The 15,800-nt window shown below is 34.1% G+C and carries 16 protein-coding genes; 12 read left to right on the top strand and 4 right to left on the bottom strand.

Going from position 1 to position 15,800, the window contains the following annotated elements:
• Positions 1-349: 349 nt before the first annotated feature.
• From BMZ76_RS00365 to hemL, 4 genes are all read left to right on the top strand, one after another.
• On the top strand, positions 350-2,182 hold the full coding sequence (locus tag BMZ76_RS00365; protein WP_091202401.1) for a T9SS type A sorting domain-containing protein: 1,833 nt from the start codon (positions 350-352) through the stop codon (positions 2,180-2,182).
• A 90-nt stretch (positions 2,183-2,272) separates the two neighbouring features.
• Positions 2,273-3,169, top strand: a complete 897-nt coding sequence (locus BMZ76_RS00360; protein ID WP_091202398.1) for a 1-aminocyclopropane-1-carboxylate deaminase/D-cysteine desulfhydrase — start codon at positions 2,273-2,275, stop codon at positions 3,167-3,169.
• Complete coding sequence (locus BMZ76_RS00355; protein ID WP_091202397.1) at positions 3,162-4,100, top strand: glucosaminidase domain-containing protein; 939 nt, start codon at positions 3,162-3,164, stop codon at positions 4,098-4,100. Before BMZ76_RS00360 ends, BMZ76_RS00355 begins: the two co-directional genes overlap by 8 nt.
• 43 nt (positions 4,101-4,143) lie before the next feature.
• On the top strand, positions 4,144-5,430 hold the full coding sequence (hemL, locus tag BMZ76_RS00350; RefSeq protein ID WP_091202395.1) for a glutamate-1-semialdehyde 2,1-aminomutase: 1,287 nt from the start codon (positions 4,144-4,146) through the stop codon (positions 5,428-5,430).
• A 65-nt stretch (positions 5,431-5,495) separates the two neighbouring features.
• Here hemL and BMZ76_RS00345 read toward each other — a convergent pair whose 3' ends face one another.
• Positions 5,496-5,960 carry a hypothetical protein gene (locus BMZ76_RS00345; protein ID WP_091202394.1) on the bottom strand — a complete coding sequence of 155 codons (465 nt, stop codon included), beginning with the start codon at positions 5,958-5,960 and terminating at the stop codon, positions 5,496-5,498.
• A 193-nt stretch (positions 5,961-6,153) separates the two neighbouring features.
• On the opposite strand from BMZ76_RS00345, the gene BMZ76_RS00340 reads away from it, so the two are divergent.
• The 8 genes from BMZ76_RS00340 to BMZ76_RS00305 all read left to right on the top strand — a co-directional run bounded on the left by BMZ76_RS00340 (position 6,154) and on the right by BMZ76_RS00305 (position 13,179).
• Positions 6,154-6,642: a c-type cytochrome gene (locus BMZ76_RS00340; RefSeq protein ID WP_091202393.1), complete on the top strand. Its 489-nt coding sequence runs from the start codon at positions 6,154-6,156 to the stop codon at positions 6,640-6,642.
• Between the two features lie 15 nt (positions 6,643-6,657).
• Positions 6,658-8,631 (top strand): Sec-dependent nitrous-oxide reductase, encoded by a 1,974-nt coding sequence (gene nosZ, locus BMZ76_RS00335; RefSeq protein WP_091202392.1) that lies wholly within the window; start codon positions 6,658-6,660, stop codon positions 8,629-8,631.
• A 64-nt stretch (positions 8,632-8,695) separates the two neighbouring features.
• On the top strand, positions 8,696-9,712 hold the full coding sequence (locus BMZ76_RS00330) for a nitrous oxide reductase accessory protein NosL (RefSeq protein WP_244281720.1): 1,017 nt from the start codon (positions 8,696-8,698) through the stop codon (positions 9,710-9,712).
• 81 nt (positions 9,713-9,793) lie between these two features.
• Positions 9,794-11,023, top strand: coding sequence for a nitrous oxide reductase family maturation protein NosD (locus BMZ76_RS00325; RefSeq protein ID WP_091202391.1), 1,230 nt, complete (start codon positions 9,794-9,796; stop codon positions 11,021-11,023).
• On the top strand, positions 11,020-11,742 hold the full coding sequence (locus BMZ76_RS00320; RefSeq protein WP_091202389.1) for an ABC transporter ATP-binding protein: 723 nt from the start codon (positions 11,020-11,022) through the stop codon (positions 11,740-11,742). The genes BMZ76_RS00325 and BMZ76_RS00320 overlap by 4 nt, the downstream gene beginning before the upstream one ends.
• Entirely contained in the window at positions 11,726-12,493 is a 768-nt protein-coding gene (locus tag BMZ76_RS00315; protein ID WP_091202386.1) for an ABC transporter permease subunit, read from the top strand. Before BMZ76_RS00320 ends, BMZ76_RS00315 begins: the two co-directional genes overlap by 17 nt.
• Positions 12,493-12,786 (top strand): cupin domain-containing protein, encoded by a 294-nt coding sequence (locus BMZ76_RS00310; RefSeq protein WP_091202384.1) that lies wholly within the window; start codon positions 12,493-12,495, stop codon positions 12,784-12,786. The genes BMZ76_RS00315 and BMZ76_RS00310 overlap by 1 nt, the downstream gene beginning before the upstream one ends.
• A 12-nt stretch (positions 12,787-12,798) precedes the next feature.
• Entirely contained in the window at positions 12,799-13,179 is a 381-nt protein-coding gene (locus BMZ76_RS00305) for a group III truncated hemoglobin (RefSeq protein WP_091202381.1), read from the top strand.
• 60 nt (positions 13,180-13,239) lie between these two features.
• On the opposite strand, the gene BMZ76_RS00300 is transcribed toward BMZ76_RS00305, so the two are convergent.
• The 3 genes from BMZ76_RS00300 to BMZ76_RS00290 all read right to left on the bottom strand — a co-directional run bounded on the left by BMZ76_RS00300 (position 13,240) and on the right by BMZ76_RS00290 (position 15,695).
• Positions 13,240-13,794: a fasciclin domain-containing protein gene (locus BMZ76_RS00300; RefSeq protein ID WP_091202380.1), complete on the bottom strand. Its 555-nt coding sequence runs from the start codon at positions 13,792-13,794 to the stop codon at positions 13,240-13,242.
• Between the two features lie 67 nt (positions 13,795-13,861).
• The gene (locus BMZ76_RS00295) at positions 13,862-15,094 is read right to left on the bottom strand and encodes a hypothetical protein (RefSeq protein ID WP_143071030.1); all 1,233 of its coding nucleotides are present in this window, start codon (positions 15,092-15,094) and stop codon (positions 13,862-13,864) included.
• 7 nt (positions 15,095-15,101) lie between these two features.
• Entirely contained in the window at positions 15,102-15,695 is a 594-nt protein-coding gene (locus BMZ76_RS00290; protein WP_091202374.1) for a Crp/Fnr family transcriptional regulator, read from the bottom strand.
• Positions 15,696-15,800 lie beyond the last annotated feature (105 nt).

Here is a 15,800-nt window from a genome sequence, read left to right as displayed (position 1 = left end):
TTTTTTTGTTAAAAAACAGTTCCCTAAGAATTGTCATTATTTCACCTTACTTTTAAAATTTAATTATATAAGAAATTATATATAATATATTGCAAAAGATGTATTTAAACGATTTTTTATACTTTTTGTCGGTAATATTGCTCTTTGCTATTGTCTTTTTTTTGTAGATTTATATAATAATATTAATTATCAGATTTACTTCTGTAAAAAGAGGACTAAAAAGGTTACAAAAAGTAATTTTTAATCTTAATACTTTCATTTTAAGTCTTCAAACTTTTTGATTTAATTTAAAACCATAAAGTATTAAAGGAATAATTGATTTTTATAAATTAACTTAATCCATACGCTTATGAACTCAAAAATACTTAAAAAAGCACTGCTTATTGTGACTGGAATTTTAATTCAGAACAATGTTAGTGCCCAGATGTATATAAGTCCCAATAGTTACGTTTTTGCCAGTAACGAAGTTGTTTTTATTAACCAACAATTAGAGCTAAACGCGGCTACCAGCAATTTTTATTTGAGGGAAAATGGACAGCTTTTGCAAGGATTAACTTCAGCTGGCACAAACAAAGGATTGGGTAGTTTATCTGTTTTTCAGGAAGGAACAACTAATAATTTTCAATATGATTACTGGTGTTCTCCAGTGGGAGGAACTAATGCTACTGTAGGAAATTCTCCTTTTGGAATTACACAACTTAAAGATATTGTCGATTTGACTTCTAGTGTTAGTTCAACACCTTTAGCAATGAATAATTATAATGGCACCGCCAGTCCATTTGCGATAGCCCCATACTGGATAAATAAATTAACCATTTCATCGAATTACTCAAGTTGGTTTCAGGTAGGAGCTAATTCCAGTTTGAATGCTGGAGAAGGATTTACAATGAAAGGAACTTCGGGAACAAATGCGACAACAGTAAACGGGATTCAGAACAATCCGGGAAGTAAACAGCGCTATGATTTTAGAGGAAAACCGAATGATGGCATTATTGCAATACCCGTTGCAATTGAGCAATTTACTTTGACAGGAAATCCGTATCCATCAGCAATTGACTTATCCGCTTTTTTACTTGGCGAAACAAATTGCACCGCGATTGCTTATTTTTGGGAGCAAGATCCAACGGTTAATTCTCACTTTATAGCGGATTATAAAGGAGGTTATGGGGCTTTTGCTCCTGGTACTTTGGGAAGCGCAGGAACTTATGTTTCTGCAACCTTTTATTCGTATGATGGTTCTGGAAATGAAGGATCAGCAGGCGCATCAGGAAAAAATTATGAAAGACGTTTTTCGCCAATTGGTCAAGGTTTCTTAATCGATGGTAAAGCAAACGGTTTTGTTCAAATGAAAAACAGTTATAGAGTGTTTGCCAAAGAAGGACCAAGCAGCTCATTAGCTAAGTTCGCGGGAAATATTATTACACCAAAAAGCAATACTGGTTATATGGCTAAAGTACAATCTGTATCAGGATTTGATTATTCGTCAGTGAGTTTAGCACCTACTCCACAAATAAAATTAAATACGTTGATGAACAATCAAGGCGTGCGTCAATTGGCTTTGACCTTAATTCCTGAAGCGACTGATGGCATTGATCGCGGGATGGATGCAATGTCTTCGAGTGACAGTACGCCGGCAGATGTTTACTTTGTTTTAGAAGGGACAGATTTTGTTATTAATGCAATAAATTTTGACATTGATAAAAAAATCCCCATTGGTTTTAGAAATGATAAAGCAGCTAATTATAAAATTACAGTAAAAGAAATAATTAACTTCGCGGGAGTAAATACGGTTTACTTACACGATAAAGTAAAAGATTTATTTTACGATATTAAAAATGACTTTCATGAATTAGATTTGCCGGCTGGAGAGAATAATACTCAGTTCGAAATTACCTTCAAAAGCAACTCGACTTTGGGAGTTGAAGAGGCAGCCAAAGAGAGTTTTATGATTTTTCAAAATAATTTAACCAAAAATTTAACAATCGATAATCCTTTATTGATGGATCTTGAGACCTGCGGTTTATATGATGTAGCGGGTAAATTAATTTTTGTTAAAAAAGATTTAGGGGTTGATGCTTCGTATAAATTTTCAACTTCAGGTTTAGGGGATGGAATTTACATCGTAAAATTGACCACGAAAGACAAATTAGTGGTTGGTAAAAAAGTGATTATTAAAAACTAAAATTCAATAATGAGAAACACAAAAATGCAATCTGTAGAAGTTGCATTTTTTATAATAGATTAATTTTACCTTTGTAAAAAATAAAATAGTTTGAATCAAAAGGTAATTACAGCATTTCTAAACTCTATTTCAGTGCAAATTAAAAGGGAAGATTTGATCCATCCATTTGTTTCGGGTAATAAGTTTAGAAAACTGAAGTATAATTTGCTTCAAGCGAAAGCAGAAAATCAAGAAACGCTGTTGACTTTTGGAGGAGCTTTTTCGAATCACATTGCCGCTGTAGCTTTTGCCGGAAATGAAAAAGGATTTAAAACTATCGGGATTATTCGCGGAGATGAATTAGCCAGTAAAGTTTCTGAAAATCCCACTTTATTATTTGCGCAAAATTGTGGCATGCAATTGGAATTTATTTCAAGAGAAGACTACCGTTTAAAAAGCGAAGTTTCTTTTTTAGAAAATTTAAAACAAAAATTTGGGGGTTTTTATCACATTCCAGAAGGCGGTACAAATGATTTAGCTATCAAAGGATGTGAGGAAATACTAACTTCGGAAGATGCTGATTTTGATTACATCTGTTGTTCAGTAGGGACTGGCGGAACTATTTCGGGAATTATTAACAGTGTTTTACCGCACCAAAAAGTTTTAGGATTTCCTGCTTTAAAAGGTGATTTTTTAAAAGAGGAAATTCGTAATTTTGTCCAAAATGATAATTGGGAGTTACTAACGGACTATCATTTTGGTGGATACGCGAAAGTTAATGCAGAATTAACTGTGTTTATAAATCACTTTTATCTGGAAAATCAAATTCCATTAGATCCAATTTATACTGGAAAGATGGTTTTTGGCGTTATAGACTTGATAAAAAAGAATTATTTTCCTGCAAAATCAAAAATTTTACTTATTCATACTGGTGGAATTCAGGGAATTCAGGGAATGAATATGAAATTAAAGAACAAACAATTACCAACAATAGATATCTATGTTTAAAAAAATCCTACTAATTCTTATAACGATAACTATGGTAGGCTGTAATGCCACAAAACCAGTTATTACAACAACAAAAAAAGCGCCGTTAAAACCAAAAACGGAAATAGTTCGTACAGGTAAAAAGACAATTGGTACAAAAACAGCAGTTTCAAAGGTACCTGTAAGACAGCCGATTACAACAAATCCGCCCAAACAAGTATACACTAATCAGGTAACGGAAGTAATTGTCTCCACTTCACAAACAGTGGTTAGTAGTGATGTTGTGGCTAACTATATTACTAAATTTAAAGATATTGCAATGGATAACATGAAAGTTTATGGTATTCCTGCAAGTATTGTTTTAGCTCAGGGTATATTGGAATCTGGTGCGGGAAGGGGAGATTTAGCAATAACGGCTAATAATCACTTTGGTATAAAATGCCATGAAGGCTGGAACGGCGAAAGTGTAAAACACGATGACGACGCTGCTCAGGAATGCTTCAGGAAGTACGACAATGTATCGGAGTCCTACAAAGATCACGCACTGTTTTTAACTGGCAGAAGTCGATATTCTAAATTATTTGATTTCTCAAAAGGTGATTATAAGGCTTGGGCCAGAGGACTTAAAGCAGCCGGTTATGCAACAGACCCAAAATACCCGGATAAGCTGATATCATATATTCAACGATACAAATTGCATCAATATGATGATCAGGTTTTAGAGGTAGATTATGTTTCGAAACCCAATCAAATTATTGAAGACTTAAACATTGAACCAAAAAAATCAAAAATAAATATAGATAAGAATCTGATTTCATACGTGGTGCAAAAAGGAGACACGCTATATTCTATTTCAAAAAGATTTAATTTAGAGATTAAAGAGTTAAAAGAAAAAAACAATCTGGTAGAGAATGCGCTTTCAATTGGACAACAGTTGAAAATTTACCAATAGTTTTATTCTTTGAAATGTATCAAATATAAAATCCAAATTTTAAATGTTATATCAAAGAAGTAGTCAGCTTTTTGCTGAAGCAGAAAAAGTAATTCCAGGAGGCGTGAATTCGCCGGTAAGAGCATTTAAAGCAGTAGGCGGAACTCCAATTTTTGTAAAAAGTGCTAAAGGTGCATATCTATACGATGAAGACGGCAACCGCTTAATAGATTATATCAATTCGTGGGGACCAATGATTTTAGGACACGCCTACGAACCGGTAGTACAAGCCGTGATAGAGAAAGCGAAGTTAGGAACCTCGTTTGGAATGCCAACAGAATTGGAAACACAAATTGCAGCTTTAGCTGTGGCGATGGTTCCAAATATTGATAAAATTAGATTTGTAAACTCCGGTACCGAAGCCTGTATGAGTGCTGTAAGACTGGCTCGCGGTTTTACCAAAAGAGATAAAATAATAAAATTTGCAGGATGCTATCACGGTCATTCGGATTCGTTTTTAATACAGGCGGGAAGCGGAGCAATTACTTTTGGTTCACCAAACAGTCCCGGAGTAACTGCAGGAACGGCCAAGGATACTTTGCTGGCACAATACAATGATTTAGAAAACGTAGCCACTTTAATCAAAGCAAATAAAAATGAAATTGCAGCGATAATCGTAGAACCTGTTGCAGGGAATATGGGTTGTATACCGCCTAATAAAGGCTTTTTGGAAGGCTTACGCCAATTGTGTACCGATAACGGAATTCTATTGATTTTTGATGAGGTAATGACTGGATTCAGACTCGCTGCTGGTGGCGTTCAGGAATTGTTTAATGTAACAGCTGATATCGTTTGTTTCGGCAAAGTAATTGGTGGAGGATTACCTGTTGGCGCTTTTGCCGCTCGTGCGGAAATCATGAATTATTTGTCTCCGTTAGGTCCCGTTTATCAGGCAGGAACATTGTCTGGAAATCCGTTGGCAATGGCTGCAGGATTAGCGATGTTACAAGCCTTAAATAGTGATCGTTCTATTTTTCAAAGATTAGAAGAGAAAACAGCGTATTTGGCTGCAGGAATTGATAAAGTGTTAAAAGCTAATAATGTTGTATTTACAATCAACAGCATTGGCTCAATGATTTCGGTTCATTTTGATGCTGCTGTGGTTGTTGATTTTCAAACAGCAGCAAAAGGAGATAACGAAACGTTCAAGAAATTCTTCCACGGATTGTTACAGGAAGGAATTTATATTGCGCCTTCTGCTTATGAAACGTGGTTTATTACTGATGCATTAACGTATGAGGATTTAGATTTTACCATTCGAGCTATAGATAAAGTTTCGAAAACATTTTAAACATAAAAAAGCCCCAAATTTGGGGCTTTTTTATGAAATAAGATAAAATATTTTAAGTGGACAGATTATTTTTTCTCTTCCATTTTTGCTGGTTTTCCTTCTTTATGGTGCACCATTCTTTTTTTTATTCCGTGATGTCTTTTCCCTTTGATTTCCTCCCATTTTTTGTATTGGTCCGCTGAAAGAATTTTTTTCATTCTTTCTTTCATCACAATTTGCTCGTCTAACATTTGATTTTTCTTAGCAAAACGTTCGTCAGCGGTAAACTGTTTTTTTTTCACATCTTTTGTTGCTTTTCTCTCCGCCATTCTAGATTCTCTTTTAGCACTTTCTTCAGCAATAAATTTACTCATTTCTTTTTGCTGAGAAACATTCAAATCTAATTCCAAAGTCATCTTTTTCAAGTGCAATTGGTTTCTTTGCTCTAATGTCATTTGCTCCATTTGAGCTCTTTCTGTAGTTGCTTCTCTTTCTTGCGCAAAACTTGTCATTCCGACAACTAATAATGCAGCGATAAATAATTTTTTCAATTTGTATTGTTTTAAGTTTTATCGATATAAGACAAGGATAGGCTTATAAAGTTTAATCGTTAACAAAAGTTGATCGTTTAGTTGTCTAATTAAAAGTAAAAAATTAAAAAAATACTTGATTAAGTATGATTCCAGTCATAATTAATGCGCTAATCTAATCGCAAATTTGTTAAACAATTCTAAAAACAAATTTATGTACAAATTAACTTTTTTTGTAGTTGCATTCGTAATGTTAACTTCATGTGGTGATAAAACCAAAACTAATGACGATTTTTCAAAAGATGCTGCCGCACCATCTGAAGAATCAGCAACAAACCCAACAGATGCTGTTGCGTATGATCCAAACAGAGGTATCGGAAAACACACTTCAGTGGATTTAGGCGATAAATTGGATGAGGCGATGGCTGCCGAAGGTGAAAAAATACAATCCGTTAAATGTTCTTCTTGCCATAAATTGACCGATGAGAAATTAGTAGGTCCAGGATGGAAAGGCGTTACTTTAAGACAAAAACCAGAATGGATTATGAATTTCATCACCAATCCAGATCCAATGATTGATAAAGATCCGGCACTTCAAGCGCAACTGGAACTTTGTTTGGTTCGTATGCCAAATCAAGCCTTGACGGATATTGACGCAAGAAATTTACTCGAGTTTATGCGTAAAAATGACGGTGTAAAATAATTTAATTTAAATAAAATGAACAATATATTTATAAAATCAAGTCTTGCCATAGTTTTGGTTAGTGCATTTTTTGGTTCTTGCAGACCTAAAGATACTGCGGATGCAGTAGGTGGTGACGCAGCTCAAAAAGTGTATGTTGCTCCGGGAAAATATGACGAATTCTATAATTTCGTTTCAGGAGGTTTTAGCGGACAAATGAGTGTTTATGGTCTGCCTAGTGCAAGGTTATTAAGAGTAATTCCAATATTTTCTCAAGATCCGCAAAGTGGGTACGGATACAGCGAAGAAACAAAACCAATGTTGAATACTTCTCATGGTTATGTGCCTTGGGACGATCAGCATCATTTAAATATGTCTCAAACTAAAGGAGAAGTGGATGGTCGTTGGATTTTTGCTAATGCCAATAATACTCCAAGAATTGCTCGTGTTGATTTAAAAACTTTCAAAACAGTTGAAATAATTGAATTGCCGAATAGTGCAGGAAACCACTCCTCTCCATTTATCACTGAAAATACAGAATATGTTGTAGCTGGAACTCGTTTTAGCGTTCCGCCAGATAATGATAACGGAGATGTACCCATAAACACATACAAGGATAACTTCAAAGGATATTTAAGTTTTGTAAAAGTAGGTAAGGAAGGTCAGATGGATATTGCTTTCCAAATTGAAACTCCTGGTTTGAACTGGGATTTAAGTCATGCTGGTAAAGGCAAATCTCACGGATGGTTCTTCTTCTCTTGCTACAATTCAGAACAAGCCAATACTTTGCTGGAAGTGAATGCCTCAAAAAACGACAAAGATTTTATTATGGCAGTAAACTGGAAAAAAGCTGAAGAGTACATCAAAGCAGGAAAAGGTAAAAAAATAAAAGCTAAATATGCTCATAATACATGGGATGAAAAAACACATACTGCAAAATCTGAAATGAGAACTGAAGTATTAGTATTGGATTCTAAAATGTTAAAAGACATTTGTTACTTGATTCCTTGTCCAAAATCACCTCATGGATGTGATGTGGATCCAACAGGTGAATACATCGTAGGTTCAGGAAAACTAGCTGCTCTAATTCCTGTCTTTAGTTTTGACAAAATGAAAAATGCTATTGCCAAAAAACAATTTGATGGCGATTATGAAGGTATTCCGGTAATCAAATATGAGGCAGCTTTGTACGGAGAAGTTAAAAAACCAGGTTTAGGACCCTTGCATACTGAGTTTGATGGAAAAGGAAATGCCTATACTACTTTCTTTGTTTCTTCAGAAGTGGTGAAATGGGACATTAAAACATTGAAAATTTTAGACAGAGTGCCTGTTTATTATTCTCCTGGACACCTTTCAATTCCTGGTGGAGACAGTAGAAAACCATTTGGTAAATACATGGTCGTTTACAATAAAATCACCAAAGACAGATACTTACCAACAGGACCGGAATTGGCACAAGCAGCACAGTTATTTGATATCAGTGGAGATAAAATGAAACTTTTGTTGGATTATCCTACTATTGGAGAACCACATTACGCACAATCTGCTCCCGCTGATTTGATCAGAAACAATGGTCAGTTGAAATTTTATAAAATCGAAGAAAACAATCACCCTTATGTTGCCAAAGGAGAAAAAGAGGCTAAAGTAATCAGAAAAGGAAACCAAGTTCATGTCTACATGACTTCCATACGTTCTCATTTCGCTTCTGATAATATCGAAGGAGTAAAAGTAGGTGATGAGGTGTATTTCCATGTCACTAATTTAGAACAAGATTGGGATGTACCCCATGGATTTGCTATAAAAGGTGCTGATAATGCCGAGTTGTTAATTATGCCCGGAGAAACATCCACTTTGAAATGGATACCAAAAAAAGTAGGAATGTTTCCTTTCTATTGTACTGATTTTTGTAGTGCGCTGCATCAGGAAATGTCAGGATATCTAAGAGTTTCTCCAGCGGGAAGTAGTGTTCCCCTAACGTTTAGCTTAGGAACAAATATGCCGGCTAAATAAAAATCACTTTAAATTCAAGAGGGAACAAATTATTTAGTTTGTTCCCTTTTTTAATAAAAAAATCATGAATAATCCAAAAATTTCAACGCTTTCAAAAGTGATGCTTTTGTTGGTGATGGTGCTATTAGTGTCATCTGTTTTTGTTCCCATGTGGAGAATTGAATTGTCAGCTCCTCAATATCCCGAAGGTTTAGTATTACAGTTGCATGCTGATAAAATTGGTGGAGATGTCGAGATTATTAATGGATTGAACCATTACATTGGCATGAAAACCCTGCACAAAGAAGATTTTATAGAGTTTACCGTATTGCCTTATATCATTGGTTTTTTTGCATTTTGTGCTTTGGCAGTTGCGATAATTGCGAAGAAAAAAGGACTTTATGCTTTGTTCATTTCATTTATTCTTTTTGGAATATTAGCAGGAGTCGATTTTTACCGATGGAACTATGAATACGGCCATAATCTGGATCCGAATGCTGCAATTCAAGTACCGGGAATGTCGTATCAGCCGCCATTACTAGGATATAAACAACTCTTGAATTTTGGAGCGTATTCTATTCCGGATATTGGAGGGTGGATGTTAATTGTTTCGGGTTTTTTATTGTTTTTACTGGTTATAAAAGAGGCTAATCTGTTGCAGAAATTCAAAAAATCAAATACAACGGCAGCTTTGTTAATCTTTTTATCTTTTTCTTTTTTTTCCTGTGCCAAAACGGAAGTGGTTCCTATTAAATTGAACGTTGATACATGCGATTTTTGTAAAATGACTATCGCCGATGGTAAATATGCGGCAGAAGTGATTACTGAAAAAGGCAGAGTTTTCAAATTTGACGATATCATGTGTATGATACAATATAAAAAAGAAAATTCCAACACAAAAATGACCGCTCATTATGTGAATAATTATACCCAAGATAATGTTTTGATTCCTGTTAAAACCGCTTTTTTCCTTTCCGGAGGAAGGATTCAAAGTCCAATGAGAGGCGGAGTTATTGCTTTTTCTTCTGAAAATGAAGCAAAGGAATTTGGAATAAAATTAAAAGCTAAACAAGTTACTTGGGAAGCTGTAATTGCAAAATAAACCAGTCGTTTTTTAAATCAGTAAAGAATTAAGAACAGTGTGTCTTCTTAATTAAATTCAGATGGTTTAATTTTAAAAATAATGAAAAAACTCCTCTATATATTTCTGTTTTTTTCTTCATTCCTCCATGCTAATGTGATTGAAGTTGGCGCTAATAAACCGATAAAATCAATAAAAATAGCCATTAGTCTGGCTAAAATAGGTGACACGATTTTAGTGCATAAAGGTGTGTATCGAGAAGGCAATATTGTTATTGACAAAAGAATCGTTTTTCTGGGTAAAGGATATCCGGTTTTAGATGGACAAAAAAAGTATGAAGTACTTTCCATTAAAGCAGATAGTGTGGTTGTGCAAGGTTTCAAAGTGATAAAATCAGGGTATGCCTCACTCGAAGATCCCTGCGCAATTAAAGTGTACAATAAAAATCATGTTGTTATTCAAAATAATATTTTGGACGATAATTTTTTTGGAATTTATATCCAAAATGGTAAAAATTGCCTGATAAAAAACAATATAATTGTAGCGTACGGCAAAGAAGAACAGCAAATAGGTAACGGAATTCATTGTTGGAAAAGTGAGAATCTCCAAATTATCGCCAACACCATTTCCGGTCATCGGGATGGGATTTATTTTGAATTTGTTACCAATTCCATTATCTGGAGGAATATTTCAACAAACAATATTCGGTATGGCTTGCATTTTATGTTCTCTAATGACGACGCGTATATTACCAACATTTTCAAGAATAACGGTGCGGGCGTTGCGGTAATGTTTACCAAAAATGTCAAGATGTTCAATAATTATTTCGAAGAAAATTGGGGCGATGGCGCTTATGGATTATTCCTTAAGGAAATCACGGACAGTCATATAATTGGAAATAAATTTTCTAAAAACACTTCTGGAATTCACATGGAAGGAACCAATCGGATTCGGGTTGAAAAAAATGTATTTGAAGCCAATGGATGGGCAATGAAAATCCAGGCCAGTTGCGTAGACAATGAAATCGTGAATAATAATTTTATTGGGAATACTTTTGATATGGGAACTAACGGTAGTTTAGTTTTAAACAAGTTCGATACCAATTATTGGGATAAATACGAAGGATACGATTTAGACAAAAATGGTGTCGGTGATGTGCCGTATCATCCGTTGAGTTTATTTGCGGTTTTAGTTGAAAATAATCCCTCGGCGATGTTGTTGTTCCGGAGTTTCATGATCACACTTTTGGATAAATCCGAAAAAGTGTTGCCCAGCATAACCCCGGATAATTTCATTGACAATTCGCCATTAATGCACTCTTTACCATTATGATTGAAATAAAAAATATATATAAAAAATTCGGAAAATTAGAGGTTTTAAATGATATCAATCTCTCTTTTAAAAAAGGAGAATGCATTGCTTTAATTGGTCCAAATGGCTGTGGAAAAACGACTTTGATAAAAAGTATTTTGGGAATGGTTATTCCTTCTAAAGGCGATATTTTATTTAATAAAAAATCAATTTTAAAGGAATTTAAATATCGGGAACAAATAGGATACATGCCGCAAATAGGTCGTTATCCGGATTATATGACGGTAGGGCAAATCATCGAAATGATAAAAAAAATTCGAAATTCGGATCAGGTTTTGGATGAGGATTTAGTCAAGGCATTTGAACTCGAAAAAATAGTCGACAAACAAATGCGGACACTTTCGGGCGGAACAACGCAAAAAGTAAGTGCAACATTGGCTTTTTTGTTTAATCCTGAGGTGTTGATTTTAGACGAACCAACTGCTGGATTAGATCCATTGGCTTCCGAAATATTGAAAGAAAAAATTATAAAAGAAAAAGAAAAGGGAAAACTCATCTTGATTACTTCCCATCTTTTGAGCGAACTGGATGATTTGATTACGCAAATTATTTACATGCAAGACGGAACAGTACATTTTCATCAAACTATCGCGGATTTATTGGAATCAACAAACGAACAAAAAATATCCAAAGCAATTGCTAAAATCTTAAAAAACAAAAGCAATGAACAGAATCATTAAAATCATTTTTCTAGACATTCTGAAGAACAAGATTATACTTGCGTATACCCTTATTTTAGCTATTCTTTCATGGAGTTCATTCGGGCTTGAAGATAATTCTGCTAAAGGATTGCTTACTATTTTGAATATAATTTTATTCACGGTTCCGCTGGTTTCTATTCTTTTTGCGACGATTTATTTGTACAATAGTACGGAGTTTATTGAGCTTTTGTTAAGCCAACCCATCAAGCGCAAGAAAATTTGGTTGAGTTTATTTCTCGGACTTTCGTTAGCAATGGTTTTAGCCTTTTTTATTGGTGCCGGAATTCCGCTTTTAATCAATGCGCCGGATAGCGTAGGCATTATGATGCTCGTCATAGGTTGTTTGATTACGTTAGTCTTCGTGGCTTTGGCGTTTTTAAGTTCGATATTGACCAGAGACAAAGCAAAAGGGATAGGGATTGCCATCATGGGTTGGTTGTATTTTGCACTGCTTTTTGATGGATTAATTTTGTATTTGTTATTTCAATTTTCGGATTATCCAATCGAGAAAGCAATGATTGTTGTTACGGCGTTCAGCCCAATAGATTTAGCCCGAATTCAAATCCTGTTGCATCTGGATGTTTCGGCGATGATGGGGTACACCGGAGCAATTTTTAAAGATTTTTTCGGGACTTCTTTGGGATTGCTGCTTTCTTTCTCGTTGTTGTGTTTGTGGATTATTATCCCATTTTTCATTTCATTAATCAAATTTAAAAACAAAGATTTATAATGTTTAAAGAGATACTTCAAAAACTAGAAAATGCTGCTAATCCAGTGGCGCAAGTGGTTCAAAATACTTCTTGCAGTAAAGTACTGGTAATTGCTTTTAAAAAAGGAATGATTCTTAAGGAGCATAAAACGGATGTTTCAGCTAAATTATTAGTGATAAAAGGGAATGTGATTTATAAAGAGGAGAACCAACAAAAAGAACTCTTTCTGTATGACGAACAAGAAATTCCGGTAGCAGTTTTGCATTCCGTAGAAGCATTGGAAGACAGCTTGTGTTTATTGTTTAAAGGCTAAAAAAATCTAGAAATGAAAACAGATTTAAAAAATAGAAATGACATTGAGAAACTGATAAACACTTTTTATGGTAAAATAAAAACAGATGCTAAAATCGGTTATTTTTTTACTGATGTAGCCAAGGTGAATTGGGAAGATCACTTGCCTAAAATGTATGATTTCTGGGAAAATATTATGTTTTCGAATGGGAATTACGCAGGAAATCCGATGACCAAACACAAAGAGTTACATCAAAAAAGCGAAATGGAAGAAGCTCATTTCCAGCATTGGAACGCCTTGTTCAATGCAACTGTGGATGAATTATACACAGGAGAAAAAGCAGAAGAAATCAAACAAAGAGCCATGAATATTTCGGCAGTATTGATGTACAAAACAATAGGTTCAAAATCATAAAAAAAGCGTAAACTATTTTAGTTTACGCTTTTTTCAACCGGGCAAAATGAATTAACAATATTATTTTGGAAGTAAAACATCATTTATCACGTGTATAATTCCGTTTGATGTTGAGATAGAAGTGATTATTTCTGAGCCGTTTACAAATACTTTATCACCTACTTTGGTGATTTTTATTTTTCCGGCATTTACTTGTTCATATTCCTGCCCATCTTGCATGTATTCGGTTTTTAAATTTCCAACATATGTGTGGTATTCTAATATGTTTTTCAAATCATCTTTTTTCTCGGGTTTCAATAATCCTTCAACAGTTCCCTTTGGGAGTTTATCAAAAGCAGCATTTGTTGGTGCAAAAACGGTAAATGGCCCGGCATTGCTCAATACATCCACTAATCCTGCTGCTTTTACTGCAGCTACAAGAGTTGAGTGATCTTTGCTTCCGGAGGCTGTCTGAACAATGTTTGGACTGGAATCTTCGTCAACCACGGCAGACTGTCCAAGACCTTGGGTTACTGTGTTTTCTGTTGTTGTTTCAGGGGACGCTTCACTATTTTGTTTGCAGCCAAAAAGGGTTAAGACACAAACGGCAGCTACTAATTGAATTGATTTTTTCATATTTAAGGTTACTTTGGTTATATAGGACGAAGTACTTAATTATCAATTGTTTATTCTATGCGTTCAATCATAAAGGCGGGTTGTTTTTAACTTTTTTGATGGAAAAATAAGAAGTAAACCCTATTCCTAAAAGCAAGATTAATGCGACAACGAAAAGAAGTTCATTCACATACGGAATAATTGTATAAGTGAAAGATGCAACACCTTGAATGGCGAGAACCAACTCGTTTAATAGAACACCAATGGAAAATAGAACCAAGCCAATTTTTATCTTTTTATTGATGAAAATCAAATGACTGGCATAGATGTAAAACAATAGGAATAACGTGATTACTGCCAATAAAACCAAATGTAAATAGGCAATTACAATTGGTCTGAAACCAAAAGCAAGCTGGCTTAAAGATGGTATTGTTGAACCCAATTGCAAAATGAATTTTATACTTAATGCCAAACAAGAAAAGAGCAAAATATAGCGTAATAAAGGAGCGAAATTTTTCAAATACGCTTTTTTTGTTTGTATTAAAATGACAAGAAGTTTAAACCAGGCAAAAACCTGAGTTACCGCTGCAAAGACTGAGATTGCGTAAAGCCAAACGGGTAAATCCAACCAAAGTGTGGACAAAAAATAGGAAGGAATACAAGAAACAGCAAACAGCTTAAAGGAAGTTTCGTAAAAAGAATGTTCTGATTTTTTTAGATTTAAAAAGCCAAAAAATAAACCAATACAACCAAAGAAAAACCAACCGTTATATTGAAAATGGAGAAAATAATAAATGGATGCTAAATACAAATCCTGAATGACATTTTTACTCGCCATCATGTAAGCCAAGTAAAAAGTCCCGAAAGAAGAAATAATATTAAAAAATAAGGCGGCCTTAAACCAGTTTATTGCAGCAAAATTAGCATCTAGTTTTCTCAAATCTTTGATGTAATAATAGCCAAAAACATAGGAAACAAGAATTGATGCCGTTGAGAAAAATATGGAAATCATTCCGTATCCCTGAAAAATAAAGAAAATTAGCATCCCGTAAGAACAAATTAGATTGGCTATAAGTATTTTTCGGTATTTATGTACTTGAAAGTCGGCAGTTTTATTCTGAAGATAATACACCATCAATGTCATCAAAGTATGGGTGATCCATCCTGAAAATGCAAAATGAGAATGGGAATGTAATATGTTTTTTTGATTGAAATAAGGGAATTCAAAACCAATTTTATAACGCATTAAAACGCCAAGAGCGGCAACGATGCAAAGATTTAATAAGGAAAATTTAAGCCAAAATTGAATGTTTAATTTCATTTTTTTTTTAATAAAATATTTTGTGATTGATAATGTCAACTTTGTTGCAATCATTCATTTTCGAAAAAACCCGAATCACCGTTTCGACCCGCAAACCGGTAAAATTTGCAATTTCCTGACGTGTGTAAGGAATTAATATTTTTTGGCCATTGCATTCTGATTTTTTTTTGTGTGTGTTTAAAAAAGCAAGAATTCGGAATTCCGGTTTTTGGTTTATAATCTCTTTTGAAGTATTGGATTTTGAGTGAATTTTATTGGCAAGTAAAATCAGAAATGATTTTTGAATTAAAGGATATTCATCAAGAATTTTTAAAAATTTATCTTTTGATAACTTCATAATAGTACAATCCTGAATGCAAACTGCTTTTGACGGATACGGTTGGTCAATAAATAAAGGAGGTTCGCCAAAACTCTCTCCTTTACAAAAAAGTCCTTGAGTGAACTCTTTTCCTTCGTCATTTGAGTTAAACATTCTCACGCTTCCATCAATAATCTGATAATAAAAATGGGCCACTTCATCTTCATTAAAAACGACTTCGTTTTTTTTATATTTTTTTGCAACAGCACCCCAGGAAAAAAGTAAGTCTATGTCAATTTGCATAATTAAAGAGAAATTAGGAATGTCTTATTTTATAGATAATGTGTTGATTATTGACGTTTTGTGTCAATAAAGCTTTTATAAAATTAACAAAAATAATAATAGGAT

Source organism: Flavobacterium xueshanense, from assembly GCF_900112975.1.
Taxonomy (GTDB): domain Bacteria; phylum Bacteroidota; class Bacteroidia; order Flavobacteriales; family Flavobacteriaceae; genus Flavobacterium; species Flavobacterium xueshanense.
The sequence above is the reverse complement of the archived record's forward strand: the minus strand, read 5'-3'. Positions and strand labels throughout refer to the sequence as shown.